Annotated in this window: 19 protein-coding genes; 5 read left to right on the forward strand and 14 right to left on the reverse strand. The window is 70.2% G+C overall.

Going from position 1 to position 18,952, the window contains the following annotated elements:
- Nucleotides 1-40: 40 nt before the first annotated feature.
- The 3 genes from INTCA_RS18575 (at nucleotide 41) to INTCA_RS05480 (ending at nucleotide 4,322) form a co-directional block, all read left to right on the forward strand.
- Nucleotides 41-985, forward strand: a complete 945-nt coding sequence (locus INTCA_RS18575) for an oxamate carbamoyltransferase subunit AllH family protein (protein WP_013491926.1) — start codon at nucleotides 41-43, stop codon at nucleotides 983-985.
- Nucleotides 978-3,947, forward strand: coding sequence for a bifunctional FdrA/YlbE family protein (locus INTCA_RS05475; RefSeq protein WP_013491927.1), 2,970 nt, complete (start codon nucleotides 978-980; stop codon nucleotides 3,945-3,947). The genes INTCA_RS18575 and INTCA_RS05475 overlap by 8 nt, the downstream gene beginning before the upstream one ends.
- Before the next feature lie 174 nt (nucleotides 3,948-4,121).
- Nucleotides 4,122-4,322, forward strand: a complete 201-nt coding sequence (locus INTCA_RS05480; RefSeq protein ID WP_013491928.1) for a cold-shock protein — start codon at nucleotides 4,122-4,124, stop codon at nucleotides 4,320-4,322.
- Nucleotides 4,323-4,537: 215 nt separating this feature from the next.
- On the opposite strand, the gene INTCA_RS05485 is transcribed toward INTCA_RS05480, so the two are convergent.
- The 8 genes from INTCA_RS05485 to INTCA_RS05520 form a co-directional block, all read right to left on the reverse strand.
- Nucleotides 4,538-5,362, reverse strand: a complete 825-nt coding sequence (locus INTCA_RS05485; RefSeq protein ID WP_013491929.1) for an alpha/beta fold hydrolase — start codon at nucleotides 5,360-5,362, stop codon at nucleotides 4,538-4,540.
- Entirely contained in the window at nucleotides 5,359-6,813 is a 1,455-nt protein-coding gene (locus INTCA_RS05490; RefSeq protein WP_013491930.1) for an aldehyde dehydrogenase, read from the reverse strand. The genes INTCA_RS05485 and INTCA_RS05490 overlap by 4 nt, the downstream gene beginning before the upstream one ends.
- A gap of 29 nt (nucleotides 6,814-6,842) precedes the next feature.
- Nucleotides 6,843-7,064 (reverse strand): 2-hydroxymuconate tautomerase, encoded by a 222-nt coding sequence (locus INTCA_RS05495; protein ID WP_244859874.1) that lies wholly within the window; start codon nucleotides 7,062-7,064, stop codon nucleotides 6,843-6,845.
- Nucleotides 7,061-7,867, reverse strand: coding sequence for a 2-keto-4-pentenoate hydratase (locus INTCA_RS05500; protein WP_013491932.1), 807 nt, complete (start codon nucleotides 7,865-7,867; stop codon nucleotides 7,061-7,063). The genes INTCA_RS05495 and INTCA_RS05500 overlap by 4 nt, the downstream gene beginning before the upstream one ends.
- Nucleotides 7,867-9,027: a 4-hydroxy-2-oxovalerate aldolase gene (dmpG, locus tag INTCA_RS05505; RefSeq protein ID WP_013491933.1), complete on the reverse strand. Its 1,161-nt coding sequence runs from the start codon at nucleotides 9,025-9,027 to the stop codon at nucleotides 7,867-7,869. Before dmpG ends, INTCA_RS05500 begins: the two co-directional genes overlap by 1 nt.
- 3 nt (nucleotides 9,028-9,030) lie before the next feature.
- On the reverse strand, nucleotides 9,031-10,038 hold the full coding sequence (locus INTCA_RS05510) for an acetaldehyde dehydrogenase (acetylating) (protein ID WP_013491934.1): 1,008 nt from the start codon (nucleotides 10,036-10,038) through the stop codon (nucleotides 9,031-9,033).
- Between the two features lie 4 nt (nucleotides 10,039-10,042).
- Nucleotides 10,043-10,870: a 2-keto-4-pentenoate hydratase gene (locus INTCA_RS05515; protein WP_013491935.1), complete on the reverse strand. Its 828-nt coding sequence runs from the start codon at nucleotides 10,868-10,870 to the stop codon at nucleotides 10,043-10,045.
- A gap of 298 nt (nucleotides 10,871-11,168) precedes the next feature.
- Nucleotides 11,169-11,975: an IclR family transcriptional regulator gene (locus INTCA_RS05520; protein ID WP_013491936.1), complete on the reverse strand. Its 807-nt coding sequence runs from the start codon at nucleotides 11,973-11,975 to the stop codon at nucleotides 11,169-11,171.
- Nucleotides 11,976-12,042: 67 nt separating this feature from the next.
- On the opposite strand from INTCA_RS05520, the gene INTCA_RS05525 reads away from it, so the two are divergent.
- Nucleotides 12,043-12,831, forward strand: coding sequence for an IclR family transcriptional regulator (locus INTCA_RS05525; protein WP_013491937.1), 789 nt, complete (start codon nucleotides 12,043-12,045; stop codon nucleotides 12,829-12,831).
- A gap of 90 nt (nucleotides 12,832-12,921) precedes the next feature.
- On the opposite strand, the gene INTCA_RS05530 is transcribed toward INTCA_RS05525, so the two are convergent.
- The 6 genes from INTCA_RS05530 to INTCA_RS05555 all read right to left on the reverse strand — a co-directional run bounded on the left by INTCA_RS05530 (nucleotide 12,922) and on the right by INTCA_RS05555 (nucleotide 17,589).
- On the reverse strand, nucleotides 12,922-13,959 hold the full coding sequence (locus tag INTCA_RS05530; RefSeq protein WP_013491938.1) for an ABC transporter substrate-binding protein: 1,038 nt from the start codon (nucleotides 13,957-13,959) through the stop codon (nucleotides 12,922-12,924).
- Between the two features lie 90 nt (nucleotides 13,960-14,049).
- Entirely contained in the window at nucleotides 14,050-14,895 is an 846-nt protein-coding gene (locus INTCA_RS05535; RefSeq protein ID WP_013491939.1) for an ABC transporter permease, read from the reverse strand.
- Entirely contained in the window at nucleotides 14,892-15,695 is an 804-nt protein-coding gene (locus tag INTCA_RS05540; RefSeq protein WP_013491940.1) for an ABC transporter ATP-binding protein, read from the reverse strand. The genes INTCA_RS05535 and INTCA_RS05540 overlap by 4 nt, the downstream gene beginning before the upstream one ends.
- 124 nt (nucleotides 15,696-15,819) lie before the next feature.
- On the reverse strand, nucleotides 15,820-16,269 hold the full coding sequence (locus tag INTCA_RS05545; protein ID WP_013491941.1) for a GlcG/HbpS family heme-binding protein: 450 nt from the start codon (nucleotides 16,267-16,269) through the stop codon (nucleotides 15,820-15,822).
- Nucleotides 16,270-16,297: 28 nt separating this feature from the next.
- Nucleotides 16,298-17,215, reverse strand: coding sequence for a catechol 2,3-dioxygenase (locus tag INTCA_RS05550; protein ID WP_013491942.1), 918 nt, complete (start codon nucleotides 17,213-17,215; stop codon nucleotides 16,298-16,300).
- Between the two features lie 2 nt (nucleotides 17,216-17,217).
- Complete coding sequence (locus INTCA_RS05555) at nucleotides 17,218-17,589, reverse strand: 2Fe-2S iron-sulfur cluster-binding protein (protein WP_013491943.1); 372 nt, start codon at nucleotides 17,587-17,589, stop codon at nucleotides 17,218-17,220.
- 334 nt (nucleotides 17,590-17,923) lie between these two features.
- Between INTCA_RS05555 and INTCA_RS05560 the strand changes: the two genes are divergently transcribed.
- Entirely contained in the window at nucleotides 17,924-18,952 is a 1,029-nt protein-coding gene (locus INTCA_RS05560; protein ID WP_013491944.1) for a hypothetical protein, read from the forward strand.

The raw sequence follows: 18,952 nt of genomic DNA on the forward strand, positions 1-18,952 counted from the left end.
GCGTCGGTCATCGACCCGGGTGAAGGGAGGAGTGGCGCCTGTGCTGACCGCTGCCGCGCGCCCGTCGTGGCCCGCGGCCGTGTCCCCCCTGGTCCTCGGGGCGGTGGCCGGTCCGCGGCGTGCGGCACGAGTGCTCGGTGTCTTCCCGACGTGCGTCTACGTGGGTCTCGGCCCGCACGACGCCGTGCTCGCACTGCTGGCGCGGGATGCGCTGCTCCAGCCGATCGGGCTCCGCCTCCCGACCTGGTCGCCGGACGTGCGATGGGACGTGTCCCCCGGGGACGAGGTCGACGTGGGCGAGGGGCGGGTGCGGCTGGCCCGGGCTGATGTCGTTGCAGCCCGGGTTCAGCGCCTGCCCCGCGTCGCGCCGCCCCCACCCGACCAGCCACCCCACCGGCCACTCGACTGCGCACTCGACTGCACACTCGACGACACCGATTGTGCACTCCACTGCGCACTCGACTGGCCACCCGAGGCGCAGAGGTGGCTGGCCGCCCTCGCCCAGGACCTGGCTGCGGCAGCCCTCACGAACCAGCCCGTTGCTCCCTTCCTCCGGTCCCTCGTCGGGGCCGGGCGCGGGCTGACGCCGAGCGGCGACGACGCGATCGCCGGGGTCGTCCTCGCGCTCCGGGCTGCCGGCCGGCTGCGCGCGGTCGACCGGGTCGGCTCGCACCTCGGGCCGCTGCTGGACCGCACCACCTCGGTCTCGGCCGCCCTGCTCCGGGCCGCGGTCGAGGGCTACGCCGTCCCCGAGGTCGTCGCGCTCCTCGCGGCGCCCGGCCCGTCGCCGGACCCGAGGCTCCTCGAGCGCGTGCTCGCCATCGGCCACTCCTCGGGTCGGGACCTCCTCGCCGGCATCACCGGGGCCCGCCGAGCGCTCAGCGCCCACCGAGCCGTCGGCCACCGAGCCGTCGGCCACCGAGCCGTCGGCCACCGGACGGGCACCGTGCACGCCTCCGCCCAGGAAGGGGTCCTCCATGCCTGACCAGGTCGAGATCCGCACCGGCGCCTACGTCGACTCCGTCAGCCTCATGCAGGTCTCGCGGACCGTGGCGGCTGCCCCCGGGGTCGCCGCGGCCCAGGTGGCGATGGCCACGGAGCTCAACCTCGCCGTCATCATGGGGATGGGCTTCGACGTGCCGGCGGCCGGTCCGAACGACCTCGTCGTGGCCATCCGCGGAGACGAGGAAGCGATCGCCGCGGGGCTCGCAGCCCTCGACGAGGCACTCGCGGGTCTCCGTGCGGCGGGGTCGCAGGCGGGCGGCTTCGGCGAGGCGCCGGCCCCCCGGACCCTCGGCGGGGTGCTCCACCGGGTGGGCGCCAACCTCGCGCTCGTCTCCGTGCCGGGGCAGCACGCGACGACGGAGGCCCTGGACGCGGTCGAGGCGGGCGTGAGCGTCATGATCTTCTCGGACAACGTGCCGGTCGAGGACGAGGTGCGGCTCAAGTCCATCGCCGAGCGCCGGGCCGTCCTCGTGATGGGTCCGGACTGCGGGACGGCGGTCGTCGGCGGGGTCGCCCTCGGCTTCGCCAACGTCGTCCGCTCCGGCTCGGTCGGGGTCGTCGCCGCGTCGGGCACCGGCGCGCAGCAGGTGATGTGCCTCCTCGAGGCCGCCGGGGTGGGCGTCAGCCACGTCCTCGGCGTCGGCGGCCGCGACCTGTCCGCAGCTGTGGGCGGACGCTCCACGAGGCAGGCGCTCGCAGCCCTCGCCGCGGACCCGGCCACCGAGCGGATCGTCGTCGTCTCCAAGCCTCCTGCCGCTGAGGTGCTCTCCGACATCGAGTCGTATGCCGCTGGGCTCGGCAAGCCGGTCCACTGGGCGACGCTCGGGGCGGGGAAGCCGGACCTCACCGCCGCGGTCGAGTCGGTCCTGGCTGCCCTCGGCGCCGAGGTGGAGTGGCCGCGTTGGGAGGCGGACCAGCCGGCCGCGACCGGGTCGTCGCTCCGCGGCCTCTTCGTCGGCGGGACCCTCGCCGACGAGGCGATGCTCGTGGCCGGGCAGACCCTCGGTGACATCCGGTCCAACATCCCGTTGCGCCCCGACCTCTTCCTCGGGCCAGAGCTGACCGATGCCGGGCACGTCGTCATCGACTTCGGCGACGACACCCTCACCCGGGGCCGTCCGCACCCGATGATCGACCCGTCGCTGCGCCTCGAGCGGATCGCGGCCGAGGCGACCGACCCGACGTGCGGCGTCCTGCTCCTCGACCTCGTCCTCGGTCACGCCGCGCACCCGGACCCGGCGCCCGAGCTCGCGGACACGATCCGCGTCGCCCGGGCCACGGCGGAGGCATCAGGACGGACCCTGCCCGTCGTCGTCTCGATCACCGGCACGGAGGACGACCCCCAAGGGCTGACTCGCAGCGCCCTGCTGCTGCGCGACGCCGGGGCCTCGGTCCTCCTCTCGAACGCCGCCGCGACCCGCCAGGCCGTCCGGCTCCTCGGCCGGGCACCTGCCGAGCCGGCGTCGGGGACGAGCCCGGCGGCATCCGGCATCGAGGGCACGGCCCGTCACACGGAGCCGGCCACGCAGCTGCACGGACTGCTCACAGCGGACCTGTCCCTCGCGGCCGCGGGCGTGCCGCTGTTCGCGGAATCCGTTCGCGCCCAAGCGGTCCCGGTCAGCGAAGCGGCGTGGCAGCCACCGCTCGCGGGAACCGAGCGCGACCTGGCGGTCGTCCTCGCCGACGCCCGCCGTGCGGAGGCCAACCGGCTGGCGTTCGAGCGGATGACGGCGGCCGGGGCAGACTTCGTCGACGTGCGGCCCGCTCGCGAGGCGTTGGGGCTCGAGAAGGGAACGTTCCTCCACGCGGGCCCTCCGATCACCTTCGACCGCGCGAGCGGGCCGCTCAAGGGGGCGCTCATCGGGGCGATGCTCTTCGAGGGGCTGGCCGACACCCCGGAGGAGGCCGAGGCGGCACTCGAGCGCGGCGACGGCATCACCCTCGAGCCCTGCCACCACCGCGACGCCGTCGGCCCGATGGCCGGCGTGATCAGCCCGTCGATGTGGCTCTACGAGCTGCGCGACGACGTCCACGGCAACCGCTCCTGGTGCTCGCTCAACGAGGGGCTCGGGAAGGTGCTGCGCTACGGCGCCTACGGGACCGAGGTCATCGACCGGCTGCACTGGATGAACTCCGTGCTGGGCCCACTGCTGCAGCAGGCCGTCCGGACCCGGGTCGAGGCCTCCGGTCCGATCGACGTCAAGGCGATCATCGCCCAGATGCTCCAGATGGGCGACGAGGGGCACAACCGCAACCGCGCCGGGTCGCTCATGCTCCTGCGCGAGCTGCTGCCGACGATGATCACCGCGGACGCGCCCTCGACCGACATCGCCGAGGCGGTGCGCTTCTCGGGAGCCAACGAGCACTTCTTCCTCAACCTCGGCATGCCCGCCTGCAAGCTGGCCACCCTTGCCGCCCACGGGATCCCGGGGTCGTCCGTCGTGACGACGATGGCCCGCAACGGGACCGACTTCGGCATCCGGGTCTCCGGGACCGGCGACGACTGGTTCATCGGGCCGGCGAACACCCCGGCGGGCCTCTTCCTCGGCTCCTACGGGCCGGAGGACGCCAACCCGGACATCGGCGACTCGGCCATCACCGAGACCGCCGGGATCGGCGGCTTCGCCATGGCAGCGGCCCCCGCGATCGTCCGTTTCGTCGGCGGTGACGTGCCCTTCGCGTTGCGCGCAACCCAGACGATGTACGAGATCACCGTCGGGGAGCACCCGGCCTACCAGGTGCCGATCCTCGAGTTCCGGGGGACGCCGACCGCCATCGACGTGGCGGCCGTCGCCCGGACCGGGATCCTCCCGCAGATCAACACCGGCATGGCCGGACGCGTGGCCGGTGTCGGCCAGGTCGGAGCCGGGCTGGTCAACCCACCCGAACAGTGCTTCACCGCCGCGCTGGCGGCGCTCGCCGCCGCCGCCCGGATTGGGTGATCACGCGCGCAGGGGCTAGAGTTGGTCCTGGTCAACGTTTGCTGTTTGTGTGTTGCACGCTCGCAGAAGACATTGCGAGCGCAACCTGCTCCTGTCCCAGGAATCTGGTCGCGTCCTTGCCGACCCGGACCGTCGCTCGACGAGTCCGTTAGTACCTGAAACAAGGAGCACACCATGGCACAAGGAACCGTCAAGTGGTTCAACTCGGAGAAGGGCTTTGGCTTCATCGCCCCGACCGAGGGTCCGGACGTCTTCGTCCACTACTCGGAGATCCAGACCAACGGCTACCGCAGCCTCGAGGAGAACCAGGCCGTCGAGTTCGACGTCGAGCAGGGCCCCAAGGGCCCGCAGGCGATGCGCGTCCGTCTCGTCTGAGCAGTCGCTGAGCAGTCGCTGAGCTGAGCGGGCCGCGCGCCCGCCACCTCACGCACCAGAAGGGCCGGAACCCACGGGGTTCCGGCCCTTCGTGCTGGGCCCCTCCACCTCCGTCGAGTGTGCAGTTCCTGCCGACAAGAGGTGCACACTCGACGAGAGGGGGGCGGGCAGCGGGACTCAGCTCAGCGGCATACGGGCGTCGTCGTCGTCGTCGCTCAGGCGAGGAAGCGGGCGAGCAGCGCGTTGAAGTCGTCCGCGTACTCGATCTGCGTCCAGTGGCCGCACTGACCGAACACGTGCAGCTGGGACTGCTCGATGAGGTGGAAGAGGTTGAGCGACGTCGTGAACGGGATGACCTGGTCCTCGCGGCCGTGGAAGAGCAGCGTCGGCGCGCTGATCGAGCGGATCTCGTCCATCGGCAGCACCATCGAGTCGACCCAGCGCTGCCGGGGTGCCGGGAACATCGCCGCGAACCGCTCGTCCGCGCCGTCCTTGACCGAGGCCTCGTACCGGTCTCGGGCCAGGTCGTCGGTCATCCGGGACGTGTCGTGGGCGAAGAGGTCGAGCAGCGCGCGCATGTTGTCCACGGACGGCTCGTAGCCCCACACGGCGTCGAGCCCCTCGGTGATCGGGAACGGCACGCCGACCGACCCCATCAGGACGAGCCGGTCGACCCGGTCGGCGTGCTGGCTGGCCAGCCGCAGGGCCATCGCCCCGCCGAAGGAGTTGCCGACGACGCTCGCCCGCTCGACACCGAGGACGTCGAGCAGGGCGACCGCGTGAGCCAGCCACGAGTCGACGGAGTACTCGTGTCCCTCGGGCGGCACGGTCCGGCCGAAGCCGAGCTGGTCCGGCGCGATGACGCGGTGCCCGGCTGCGACGAGTGCCGGGATGGTCAGGCGCCAGTTGGCAGCCGCGCTGACGCCCGGTCCGGAGCCGTGGAGCAGCAGTACCACCGGCCCGTCGCCGACGTCGTGGACCCAGGTGGGCACTCCGGCGACGTCGAGGATCTCGCCCCCGAGGGGGCTGGGCTCGGTCACGCCCTGACCTGCCGGTCGATCTGCATGACGACGGCCTTCGGCTCGGTGAAGAACTCGCGGCTGAAGTTGCCGCCCTCACGCCCGACCCCCGAGTCGCCGACGCCGCCGAAGGGCGTGCGCAGGTCGCGGATGAAGAAGCAGTTGACCCAGACGGTGCCGGCCTTGAGGTTCGAGGAGACGCGGTGGGCGCGCGAGAGGTTCTCGGTGAAGAGCATCGCGTTGAGTCCGTACGCCGTGTCGTTGGCCAGGTGCACGACCTCGGCCTCGGTCTCGAACGTGTTGACGACGACGACCGGCCCGAAGATCTCCTGGCAGTACTGCGTCGCCGTGAGCGGGAGGTCGGTGATGATCGTCGGTCGCACGAGCCAGGAGCCGTCCTCGGCGAGGCCGCCGGTGAGGATCTTGCCGCCCTGCTCCTCGACGGTGTCGACGTAGGACTTGACCTTGAGGTAGTGCTCCTCGGAGGCGAGGCACGAGAACTGGGTGTCGGCGGCGAAGGGCTCTCCGATGACGAGGTTCTCCGCGGCCTCCTTGAAGCGGGCGAGGAACTCCTCGTAGATGCCGGCCTGGACGAAGAGGCGCGACCCGGCGAGGCACACCTGGCCGGCGTTGCGGAAGATCGCCTCGACGGCCCAGTGGACGGCGTTGTCGATGTCCGCGTCCTCGAAGACGATGTTGGCGCCCTTGCCGCCGAGCTCGAGGCTGACGGGGGTGAGGTTCTGCGCGGCGGCCGTCATGATGATGCGGCCGGTGCCGGACTCACCGGTGAAGGTGACGCGGTCGACGCGCGGGTCGCCGGTCAGCGACGAGCCGGCCGGCACGCCGAAGCCGTTGAGCACGTTGAGGACGCCGGGCGGGAAGCCGGCCTCGATGGCGAGCCGGCCGAGCATGACGACCGACGCCGGGGTGTCCTCGGCCGGCTTGATGATGCAGGTGTTGCCCCAGGCGATGGCGGGGGCGATCTTCCACGAGGCCATCATGAGCGGGAAGTTCCAGGGGGAGATCGCGGCGACGACGCCGGCCGGGCCGTACTCGGTGTACGTGTGGTGGCCGCTGTCCATCGGCATGACCTCGCCGACGTGGTCGCGCTGGTGGTCGGCGAAGAACCGGAAGTTCCACACCGAGCGGGCGACGTCGTGCTTGGCCTGGGCGAACGGCTTGGCCATGTCCGTCGAGTCGAGCCGCGCGAGCTCGTCGGCGTGCTCCTCCATGAGGTCGGCCAGCCGGTGGATCAGCGTGGCGCGCTCGGTGCGCCCCATCCGCGGCCACGGGCCCTCGTCGAACGCCTTGCGGGCGCTCGCGATGGCGCGCTCCGCGTCGGCGGCGGAGGCCTCGGCGACCTCGGCCCACTTCTCGCGCGTCCACGGGTTGATGGTGTCGAAGCGCTTCCCGTCGAGGGACTCGACCTCTTCGTTGTCGATGATGTGCCCGAAGAAGGGGTACTCGGTCATGGTGGCACCTTTGTCGGTTGCGTTGAGTTTCAGGAAGATTGAGCCGTATGCCGCTGGGCTGAGCGCTCGGCGATGGTGACGTCCCCGGCGGCGAAGTGGGTCGGGGCCACTTCACGAAGGACGACCCGGACGCTCTCCAGGGGCGCGTCGACGGCCTCGACGGCGGCCTGGGTCACCTTGGAGATGAGGGTGCGCAGCTGCTCGGGGCTGCGTCCCTCGACGAGGGTGATCTCGATGAGGGGCACGGTCACTCGCCGCCGTTGATGAAGACGGAGCCGAGGTTGGTGAAGTGCATCGCGACCGAGCTGCCCGGGGGCGCGAAGACCGCATCCGTCATGCCGCCGGTGAGCACGATCCAGCCGGGCTCGATGGCGTGCCCGCGGCGGGCGAGGTCGTTGGCGGCGAGGGCGAGGGCCTCACCGGGGTGGCCCTGCACGGCGGCGCCGGTGGCGGAGTCGACGATCTCGCCGTTCACCTCGACGAGGACGGCCTCGAGGGCCAGGTCGAGGTCGGTCGGCGGGAGGCCCACCGGGCCGGTGACGAAGGCTCCCGAGGATGCGTTGTCGGCCGAGACGTCGCCGGCCTTGAACCGGAAGTTGCGGTAGCGCGAGTCGATGACCTCGGCGCCGCCCCACACCGACTCGACGGCGGCCATGGCCTGGGCAGCGGTGACACCGGGGCCCTCGAGCCGGTCACCCATGACGAAGACGATCTCCGGCTCGATGCGCGGGTGGATCAGCGTCGACTGGGGGACCGGGTCGCCGATGGGCAGGATCATCGCGTCGGTCAGCCAGGCGACGAAGGGGAAGTGGACGCCCATCCGCTGCTGCTTGGCCCGGCTGGTCAGTCCGAGCTTGACCCCGACGAGCTTCTCGCCGCGGTCGAGCCGCTTCTGCAGGTTGAGGTCCTGGATCGCGTAGCCCGTGTCGAGGTCGAGCTCGGGCCACTCGTCGGTGAAGGGCTCGCGCTCTCGGCGTTCGTCCTCGCAGGCGAGCAGCTCCGCGGCGACGGACTCGATGTCCCAACCGGCCTCGGGCCTGGTTCCCTTCGCCATCAGCGCACCCCGAGCCCGGCGAGGTCGCCCATGATCAGGCCGTTGCGCTCGCGCTCTTCGGCTTCCTGGGCGAGCTGCAGGGCGATGTCGATGATCATGTCCTCCTGGCCGCCGACGTAGCCGGCCTCGCCGACCCGCTGGAGGATCGCGTGGGCCGGCACGCCGTAGCGCTCGGCCGCGCGCTCCGCGTGGAGCAGGAACGAGGAGTAGACGCCGGCGTAGCCCTGGGTGATCGACGCGCGGTCCATCCACGGCAGGCGCGGGATGAACGGGCGGACGACGTCCTCCGCGGCGGAGAGCACCTGGCCGAGGTCGATGCCGGTCCGGATGCCCAGCCGCTCGTACGTCGCGGCGAGGACCTCGGTCGGGCTGTTGCCGGCTCCGGCGCCGAGGGCGCACAGGGCTCCGTCGATCTGCTTGGCGCCCGCCCGGTAGGCGAGAACGGAGTTGGCGATGCCCATGGAGAGGTTCTGGTGGCCGTGGAAACCGACCTGGGCCTCGGCCCCGATCTCCGCGATGACCGACTCGATCCGCTCCTGGGCGGTGTCGAGGACGAGCGCCCCGGCCGAGTCGACGACGTAGACGCACTGCGCACCGGCGTCGACCATGATCCGGGCCTGCTGGGCGAGCACCTCGGGGGAGGCCTTGTGCGACAGCATGAGGAACCCGACGGTCTCCATCCCGAGGTCGCGGGCCGCGGCGAAGTGCTGGAGCGAGACGTCCGCCTCGGTGCAGTGGGTCGCGATCCGGGCGACGGACGCGCCGGCGGCGTGGGCCCGCTTGAGGTGGTGGACCGTGCCGAGGCCGGGGAGCATGAGGATCGCGATCTTCGCCTGCGTCGCCTCGTCCACGGCCGCCTTGATGAGGTCGAACTCGTCGACCTTGGAGAAGCCGTAGTTGAAGCTCGACCCGCCGAGGCCGTCGCCGTGCGAGACCTCGATGACCTGGACGCCCGCCTGGTCGAGGGCGTGGACGACGCCGCGGACCTGCTCCTCGGTGAACTGGTGCTGCATGGCGTGCGAGCCGTCGCGGAGCGTCGAGTCGGTGATCCGCAGGTCGCGCTCGCCGCCCGCCGTCGGGGTGTTGGCGAGGATCTCGGACTCGGTCACCGGCGCGGTGACGACCGGGGCGTCCTCGGGACGGATGGTCATGTCGCCCATGGCTCAGACTCCTGCCTTCTCTGCGGGGCTTGCGGCGTCCGGGAGCTCCCCGAGGTCCGCCGAGGACTTCCACGTGGACGCGACGCCGAGGCGGTGGGCGACGAGGATGTCGCCGACGCGGGCGGCAGCCGCGGTGATGATGTCGAGGTTGCCGGCGTAGTCCGGCAGGTAGTCGCCACGGCCCTTGACCTCGATCGGGACGAAGACCCGGGCCTGGCCCTTCCACGTCTCGCGTGAGGGGTCGAACTGGACGTCGGCGCGCAGGTGGTAGCCGGGGACGTACTCCTGGACGGTCGCCACCATGCGGTGGATCGACTCGAGGATCGCGTCCTGGAGGGCGCCGGGCTCGGCCGCCTCGTCAGGGATGGCGCAGAAGACGGTGTTGCGCATCATCAGCGGCGGTTCGACGGGGTTGAGGATGATGATCGCCTTGCCGCGCTGGGCGCCACCGACGACCTCGAGGGCGGCGGCGGTCGTCTCGGTGAACTCGTCGATGTTGGCCCGGGTGCCGGGACCGGCCGACTTGGAGGAGATCGAGGCGACGATCTCCGCGTACGGCACGGGGACGACGCTCGAGATCGCCGCGACGATCGGGGTGGTCGCCTGACCGCCGCAGGTGATCATGTTGACGTTCATCGCGTCGAGGTTGAACTCGAGGTTGACCGGCGGGCAGAGGTAGGGGCCCACGGCAGCGGGGGTCAGGTCGACGGCGAGGATGCCGGCCTCGGCGTAGCGGGGCGCGTTCGCCTCGTGGGCCTTGGCCGACGTGCACTCGAAGACGATGTCGGGCAGCTCGTCCTGGGCGAGGAGCCAGTCGACGCCCTCGTGGGAGGCCTCGAGACCGAGCGACTTCGCCCGACGCAAGCCGTCCGAGGAGGGGTCGACGCCGATCATCCAGCGCGGCTCGATGACGTCGCTGCGGCGCATCAGCTTGAACATGAGGTCGGTGCCGATGTTGCCGGGGCCGACGATGGCAGCAGTGCCCTTGGTCCGTGGGGTGTGGTTCGCCATCGGGCTACTCCTTGGGGTTCGAGCTGGGGTCTGAGCTGCGGTCTGAGCTGGACGTGAAGCGGGCGGTCACCGAGCCGAGCCCGGCGAAGGTCGCGGTGAACGTGTCGCCGGCGGCGACGGGGACCATCGCGCAGATCGACCCGGGCAGGACGACGTGACCGGCTTCGAGGGTGATCCCCCGGGCGCCGACCGTGTTGGCGAGCCAGACGAGCGAGTTGAGGGGCGAGCCGAGGACGGCACCCCCCGCGCCGGTACCCACGACCTGTCCGTTGCGGTGGAACGTGCCTCCCGCGAGGCGCAGGTCGACCGCCGTGACGTCGGTGGGGGTCGAGCCGAGGACGACGGCCCCCGAGGACGCGTTGTCCGCGATGGTGTCGAAGAGGCCGATCCTCCAGTCCCGGATGCGGGAGTCGACGAGCTCGAGCGCGGGCAGGACGAAGTCGATCGCCGCGATGGCCTCGTGGACGGTGACTCCGGGGCCACGCAGCGGCTTCTTGAGGACGAAGGCGATCTCCGGCTCGATCCGAGGCTGGATGAAGCGGTCGACCGGGATCGGCATGTGCTCGAGGTAGAAGAAGTCGTCGAGCAGGTGCCCGTAGTCCGGCTCGGTGACGCCGAGCATCTTCTGCATGGCTGCCGAGGTGAGGCCGACCTTGTGGCCCTTGATGGTCCGGCCAGCCGCGGTGAGCTCGTCGATCTGGAGCAGCTGGATGGCGTAGGCGTCCTCGAGCGTCAGGTCGTCATACGTCGACGTGAGCGGCTCGATCGGCTCGCGCGAGCTGTAGGCGGCGAGCAGCTCCTTGGCTGCGCTCGACCGGAAGTTGCTGTCCACCAGGGGCTTCCTTCGTGAGGTCGCGGGCGCGCGGACCGCACCCAACTTCTTCGTGGTTCACGGTAGGTCGTCACCCGGTCATCCGTCGTGCCATGTTCCGCTCCCGGGAACGACGCCTGACCCACTCGAGTGCGCAGTCCGTGCCGGACCCAGCCCAGCGGCATACGGCAGGAAGTGCACACTCGACGCCACGACCCACTCGAGTGCGCAGTTCGTGCCGGACCCAGCGCAGCGGCATTCGGCAGGAAGTGCCCACTCGACGCGACGACCCACTCGAGTGCGCAGTCCGTGCCGTTCCTCAGCGGCCGAGGTTCTTGACGATCCGGTTCGCCGCGGCGGTCAGGAGCGGGACGAGCTGGCCGACAGCCGGCTTGACCTGGTCGGTCGGCCCGAACACGGACAGGGAAGCGACGGCCCGCCCATGGCTCACCACGGGCACCGCGACGGAGGAGGCCCCGTCGAAGGACTCGCCGTGGGACTCGGCGTACCGCTTCGCCCGAACCTGGTCGACGACGGTCTCCCACTCCTCGGCCGTGCGCACGGTGCCCCGGAGTCGAGGTGGGAACCCCGCGTTGAGCCGGGCCCGGTAGACCGTCGGGTTGAACGCGGCGATCACCTTGCCGGAGCTCGTGCAGTGCGAGGGAAGTCGCCGCCCGAAGTGGCCGAGGATGCGCACACCGTCGAGGTTCTCGATCCGCTCGATGAAGACGACGTCGGCGCCCTCGGGAACGGAGAAGTTCACCGTCAGATTCGTCGCCCGGGCGACCTGGCGCAGCGTGGGCAGCGCGGCGTGCCGCAGCTCGTTGCGGGCCAGGGCGAGCTGGCCCAGCTCGTAGAGGTGGATCCCCAAGCGGTAGGCACCGGACGTCGCGTCCTGCTCGACGAAGCCGCGCGACACGAGGGTCTGGAGCAGCCGGTGCGCCGTCGACTTGGCCACTCCCAGCCGCCGGGCAATGTCGGAGACGCCGAGCTCACCGTCGACCGCGAAGCACTCGAGCACGTCCAGGGCGGAACCCACTGACTTCAGTCCGGACGGGATCTGCGGGTCTACCACCGTCGCTGGCTTGCGGGGGGTCGTGGAGCACCACGCGGCTTCGATCGACATCGACCAGGCCTCTCATCAGTGGGAAGGTGGGGCTGACAGTGCCGTGTCGATGGCGTTGAATCAACACATGCGTTCCACTGACCGGAACGGACCCATCCCAGAGGTCCCAGCCACGCCTGTGGGGGTGCTTGGCCGGACCCTTGCGCTCCTCGAGTCGTTCAAGAACGCCGATGCCAGCCTGACCTTGGCTGAGCTGTCCCGACGCACGGGCCTTCCCAAGGCCACCGTCCACCGGATGACGGCAGAGATGCGCCGAGAGCACATGCTCGAGCAGCTGGACGACGGCTCCTACCGCCTTGGACTTCGACTCTTCGAGATCGGCGAGCGGGTCCACTCACACCGCTCCTTGTCCCAGGCCGCCCTGCCCATCATGGAGGACCTCCGTGAGGCCACCCGGCAGCGGATCCATCTGGCCGTGTTGGAGGGTGTCGACGTCGTGTACGTCGAGATCCTCGGCGCGAACCTGCTCCGCCAGATCGGGTCGCGCACCGGTGGGCGGTTTCCTGCTCATGCAACCGGGGTGGGCAAGGCGATCCTCGCGTACTCGCCCGTCGCGGTCGTCCGGGCGCGGATCGACGCCGGTCTCGACCGAGTCACGCCCCGGACCATCACGACTCCGGGTGCCCTGCAGCGTGAGCTCCAGGAGATCAGGACCAAGGGGTTCGCCCAGGACCGCGAGGAGTCACACGTCGGAGTGTCCTGCGTGGCCGCGGCAGCGTTCGGGAGCGACTCCAAGGTCCGGGCGGCCTTGTCCATCACGGGGCGAACGACGTCCATCGACCCGGCGAGGCTGGGTCCCGCGATCCGCATCGCGGCGAACACCCTGAGCCGGGCGTTGCGCGAGAGCCACCTCTGACCCGCCGACGACGGCCGCGGGACCTGCCCGATGGGCAGGTCCCGCGGCAGCCAATCCCGGTCGGCGGTCCGACCCGGTCCGGCTCCGTCCTCAGCGCCCCGCGTAGGCCGCGTTGCGGATCTCGTCGAGGTCGCCCCCGGTGACGTTGCTCGTCAGGTCAAGGCTTGCGGGGACGGTCCCGGCGGTCGAGAGCACCTCGACCACGGTCTTCCACACCTCGGCCTTGGTGTCGCCCGGGCGGTCGCCCTCGTTCGGCGCCATCACCGCGAGGGCCTCAGTGAAGAGGGCCTTCGCGGCTTCCTTGTTCTCGCAGGCCGAGGGCACCGCGCCGCAGACCAGGTCGAACGCCTTGTCCCGGTTCTCCAAGGTGTAGTACTCGGCGTCGATCCAGCTCTTCGTGACGGCCTTGGCCTCGTCCTTGCCGCCTTCGCTGTCGAGGAACTCCTGGGTCGTCGCCATGCAGGTGCCCGGGATCGACGAGTACTTCTCGGGCGTGATGTCGACGAACTCGATGCCCTGGGCCCCGAGGGCAACGAAGTCGGGGTAGGAGGACGCGTAGCCCTGGACCTTGCCGTCCTTGATCGCCGAGAGCGACTGCGGGCCCGCGCCGCCGATGGGAAGCTGGGTCACGGAGTCGGTCAGGCCGGCGCTCGCGAGAGCTGCCTTGACCAGGGCGTTCTCGCCGCCACCCGGCTCGGTGATGCCGAGGGACTTGCCGGTCAGGCCGGCGAGGTCGGTCACGCCGCTGTCAGCGAGCGCGCCGATGCGGTAGACGTTGTGAGCCTGGTGGCAGAAGAGCACCCGCACGTCAGGACGCTTGGAGGCGGCAACCGCGACGTCCGCCGAACCCATCAGGGCGAAGTTGACGTTGCCGGCGACGAGCTGCTGCGAGACGTAGCCTGAGCCGTCCGCCACCGAGACCTTGACGTTGTCGATGCCGTTGGCCTTGAACAGCCCCTGTTCCTTGGCGACCGTCACCGGCGCCATGGGGAGCCCCTCCGGGAAGGGCAGGAGGATCTCCGTCTCAGTGGAGGGCTTGGCCGCGCTCTGCACGTCACCGCCGCTGCACGCAGCGAGGCCGGTGACGAGGACGAGGCAGGCCGTGGTGGTGGTGAGCAACGTCTTCATCGTTGTTCCTTTCGAGTTGCTGTGCCGAGGCACGGCGAGACCGGGGGGACAGGTGTCCCCGGGGGTGTGCGGAGGCGTCAGGTCGAGGCCTCAGTGCTTCCAGGTGATGAGGCGCTTCTCGGCCAGTTCGATCAGGCCGTAGAGCGCCAGGCCGATGAGGGCGAGGAAGATGACGACCGCGAAGCCCTTCGCCACCTCGAGCTGGAAGTTGAACTCCTTGACGAGGACACCGAGCCCTTCCGAGGCTCCGACGAACTCGCCGACGATGGCGCCGAGGAGGGCCAGGGTCAAGGCGGTCTTGATCCCGGCGAAGGCCACCGGCGCGGCCGTGGGGAGAGTGAGCCGGAAGAACGTCTGGGGCGTCGTGGCGCCGTAGGTCCGGAACAGGGTCCGTGCGTTGTCGTCGACCGAGGCAATTCCCGCGACGGTGTTGATCACCACGGGGAAGAAGCAGATGACCGCGGCCATCACCACCTTGGATGTCATCCCGAAGCCGAACCAGGTGAGGAAGACAGGGGCCAGCGCGACGCGCGGGGTGTTCTGGAAGGCGACGACGAAGGGCCACAGCGCGGTGCGGAACAGCGCGAACGTGCCGGTCAGCGCCCCGATGACGAGGCCGGCAAGCCCTCCGATCAGGAAGCCGTAGAGCGTCTCCTGGAGCGTCTGCCAGGTGGACTCCCAGAAGTAGCTCGTCTGCATGATCTCGGCCATCGCGGCGAAGGTGTCCGACGCAGCGGGGACGGTGATGGGGTTGACCAGGCCGGACTGGACTGATAGCTCCCAGCCGGCGAGGCCCGCGACGAGCACGGCGAGCGGGAGCCCGATCTTCGCGGCGCGGCTCGAGAGCGCCGGCATCCGTCGCGACACTGCTGCGCGGCGTCCGCTCCCCGGGGTCGATGGTGCGCCGCCGACGCGGGTGGTGGTGTCGATGCTCATGCGAGCAATCCGTCCTCTCCGACGAGGGCCTGACGAACCTTCTGGCTGGTCTCCATGAACGCCGGGGTGCCGATCATCGCGGCCACCCGCGGCCGCGGCAGGTCGACCCTGATGTCGGCGAGGACCCGCCCCGGGTTGGCCCCCAGAGCGATGATCCGGTCCGACATCAGGACGGCCTCGGGGATGGAGTGAGTGACGAGGATCGTGGTTCGACCCAGCGCCTCGTGCATTCGGGTGAACTCGAGCCCCAGGTGCTCGCGCTTGAACTCGTCCAGCGCGGAGAACGGTTCGTCGAGGAGCATCACGCCCGGGTCCAGGGACAAGGCTCGAGCGAGCGAGACGCGCTGCTGCATGCCACCCGACAGCTCCCACGGCCGGTGTTCCACGGCGTGCGAGAGCCCCACGAGCTCGACCAGCTGAGCGACTCTCTCCTCCACCTCGGGTCCGTTGAGCCGGGCGAGGTCGAAAGGCAGGCGGATGTTGCCGGCGACCGAGCGCCAGGGCATGAGGACCGCCTGTTGGAGCATGAGCCCGACATCTCGCCGGCCCTCGCGCGGTGGTTGCCCCCCGAGCGACACCTCTCCCTCGTCGTACGGGATGAGCCCGGCGAGGATCTTGAGGATGGTGGACTTCCCGCAACCCGACGGCCCCACGAGCGAGATGAGCTCGCCGGGGGCGATGTCGATGTCGATTCCGTCCAGGACGGGATTTCGACCGGCTGTGGTCACATAGGACTTGCTCAGCCCGCGCATCACGATGGGCTCGCCGGCGATGGTGGTGAGCCGGTCAACGACAGTCATGAAGGGCCTTGTCTGGAGTATTTCCTGGGGTGAAGGTCGAGTGTGCAGTTCGTGCGGGTCGAGTGTGCAAGGGAGGTCGTATGCCGCTGGGCTGGGTCCCGCACCTTCTGCACACTCGAGTTGGCTAGTCAGGGGTGGCGACCGCGGCCGCCCCGGCCTCGGCGATCTCACGGTCCTGCTCGGCAGAGCCGCCGGAGACCCCGACGGCGCCGACCAGCACGCCGTCGACCCGAACCGGGACGCCGCCACCGAAGACGACGAGCCGGTCGCGGTGGACGATGCCTTCGCGCAGGGCGGGCTCGTCCTCGATGAGGCCGAAGAACTCGTGCGTGGCGATCCCGTTGAAGGCCGACACGGTCCACGCCTTGTCCTGCGCGATCCCGGAGGAGAGCAGCGGAGCCCCGTCCATGCGGGCGAAGGCGAGGAGCGCCCCCGACGGGTCGGTCACCGCGACGTTGACGGCGATGCCGATCTCAGCCGCCCGCTCGAGGGCGGCGTCGACGGCAGCGCGCCCAGCGGCATACGTCATCGTCTGGACCGTCCGCACGTACGTCGCGGGCGTCGTCGTCGTCATCGCTCTCCTCCAGGTCGCACGGGCACGGTCAGGTGCTGACCGTGGTGAAGCGCTCGTTCATCTCGCGGGCGTGGTAGAAGATGCCCCGGGCGATCTGGTCGGGCGTCCACTTGACCGTCGGACGGTCCGGGTAGGCCAGGTAGCCGCCGGCGAAGACCTCGTTGCGGTTGCCGGACGGGTCGAAGAAGTAGATCGTCTGGCCGCGGGTGATGCCGTGGCGCGTCGGGCCGATGTCGATCGGCACGTCGTCCATGACCATGATGTCGCCCGCGTGGCCGACCTCCGCCCAGTCCTGGAGCTTGAAGGCGACGTGGTGCAGCTTGGACTGCGGGCCCTCGAGGACGGCGATCTGGTGGATCTGGTTGTTGCTCGTCATCCACGTCGCGATGTAGTGCGCGTCGTCGTCGTTGAGGTCCGTCTGCACCCGCTCGGTCGCGTAGAAGCCGAACACGTTGGTCAGCATGTTCTCCATCGTCCGCACGTCCTCGGCGAGGATGAGCGAGTGGTCGAGGCCCGGGACGCCGACGCCGACGAGGTGCCGGGGGAAGGCCTCCGGGTTGTGCGTACCGACCTCGGTGCCGATGAGGGTCTGGTCGTGGTAGACCTCGAAGACGTGGTCGGACGGGGTCGTGAAGCGGATGCCGTCGCTGACCTCGGGGTTCTCACCCTTGGACATGCGCTCGACGGTGAGGCCGAACTGCTGGCCCTTCTTCTCGATCTCGTCGATGTCCTCGGCCTTCTCGACCTTGAAGCCGAACTTCACGAGGCCGACGCCGCCCTCTTCGATGACGAGGGAGTGGTGGTCCCACTCGTCCCAGCCCTTGAAGTAGAGCTTGCCGTCCTGGTCGAGCGTCTCGTAGAGGCCGAGGGTGTTGGCGTAGTGCGCCTTGGCCTCGGCGAGGTCGGTGACCCGGATGTGGGCGTAGCCCATCCGCAAGATTCCCACTGTTACTCCTTCGTGGTGGTGCCGGCTGCCAGGGCGTCGGCACGGAGCCGGGCCTTGTCGTTCATCTGGCGCAGGAACGGGTTGACGAGGCGCAGGCAGGTGTCCCGCATCTCGATGGTGAGGTCCGAGTCCGGGACCGCCCGGCAGCTCAGACAGGTGCCGTCCGTGCGCTCCTCGTCGGAGATCACGGTGTCGGCCACGGGGTGGTCATAGGAGAAGTCGCCCTCGCGGACGTCCACCTTGCAGATGGCGCAGCCACCGCGGCGGCACCCGATCGTGTAGGCGTAGCCCGCCTTGTAGAGGCCGCCGAGCACCGTCTCGCCCGGCTCGAGGTAGAGGACCTCGCCCGTCGGGTGGATGGTCAGGTTCGGCACCAGCGCTCCTTTGCGTACTTTCCGGCGGGCACGTCCGCGTGCCGCCGTAATGAGAGTCGCTGCTCACCGGCGGGTCCGGCAGGCCCGTTCCTCATCCCGGAACAGTCGCCGACTCCCCAGCCGTATGCCGCCGGGCTCAGTCCTCGTCGAGTGTGCACTTCATGCCGGGCTCAGTCCTCGTCGAGTGTGCACTTCGTGCCGGGCTCAGTCCTCGTCGAGTGTGCACTTCGTGCCGCCCTGCGGCATTGTCCACATCCCCTTAAGAACCACCCCGTTTCTCCCCAGATGCGGCGACGGGCGTCGCAAGCGGACTCAGTCTGGCCGACCGTGGGGCATGACGAGCATCAATGACGTGCAGCTGGGCCATCACTTCACCGTGGGTCAGGGACGCTTGGCGGGACTGACGGGGCGAGACCTCCGGCGGCCAGATCTCCATCGCCCGTGCCGCGGCGTCAGGGCGCGCGACGCGTGCGCAGACCTCACCAGCCAGGCGTCGGCGCTGTCGCTGGTGCTGCCCGAGACGGCGGCGTTCTCCCACCTCACCGCCGCGCGCCTCCACCGACTGCCCCTCTCCTACTCGATGGAGGAGGACCAGCGCCTCCACACCATCGTGCCGGTGGACCGGCCGCAGGTGCGGCGGGAGGGAGTCGTGGGACACCGGATGGTCCATCCCCGGTCGGTCACCGAGGTAGCCGGACTGCGCGTCGTCGATCTGCCCGACACCTGGGTCGACCTGGGTGAGCTCGTCGGGCGAGGAAGACCGGTCGGCCTGGACGACCTGATCGTCGTCGGAGACGCCTGCGCGACGCGTCTTGAGTCCCTCGCCCCGTTGCGCCACGCACTCGCGAAGCGAACCAGGCCTCGTGGCAAGAAGACGCTGACCGAGGCGCTGGAGTCCATCAGAGTCGGCTCCTGGTCACCGCGCGAGACGACGTGCCGGCTCATGTTCCTCCGTGCCGGGTTGCCGGAGCCGACTCTCAACGAACCGATCTACGCAAGCTGGGACCCCCAGCTTCTCCTTGGCTACGGCGATCTGGTCTGGCGGATCGAGCTTCCCGATGGTCGAGTCCTCAAAGTCATCGGCGAGTACCAGGGCCACGACTTCCACGCCGGCGAGGCCCAGCGCGGCCACGATGAGGTGCGCCGGCGACGGTTTGCCCGGGACGGCTGGATCGTCATCGAAATCTGGAACGACGACGTGACCTCGCCGGAGGCCCGCGAAGTGACCATCCGTCGCTTCGCTGCTGCGCTGGAGGTCGCCACCGAGACACTGACGTTCGCGGCGGCCGAGCCGAGGTTCTTCTCCCGCCACGCCATGGACCTGGCGTTACAGCGGTCCGCTCGTCGCTTCGCGTGGGTATGA

This window comes from Intrasporangium calvum DSM 43043, assembly GCF_000184685.1.
Lineage (GTDB): Bacteria > Actinomycetota > Actinomycetes > Actinomycetales > Dermatophilaceae > Intrasporangium > Intrasporangium calvum.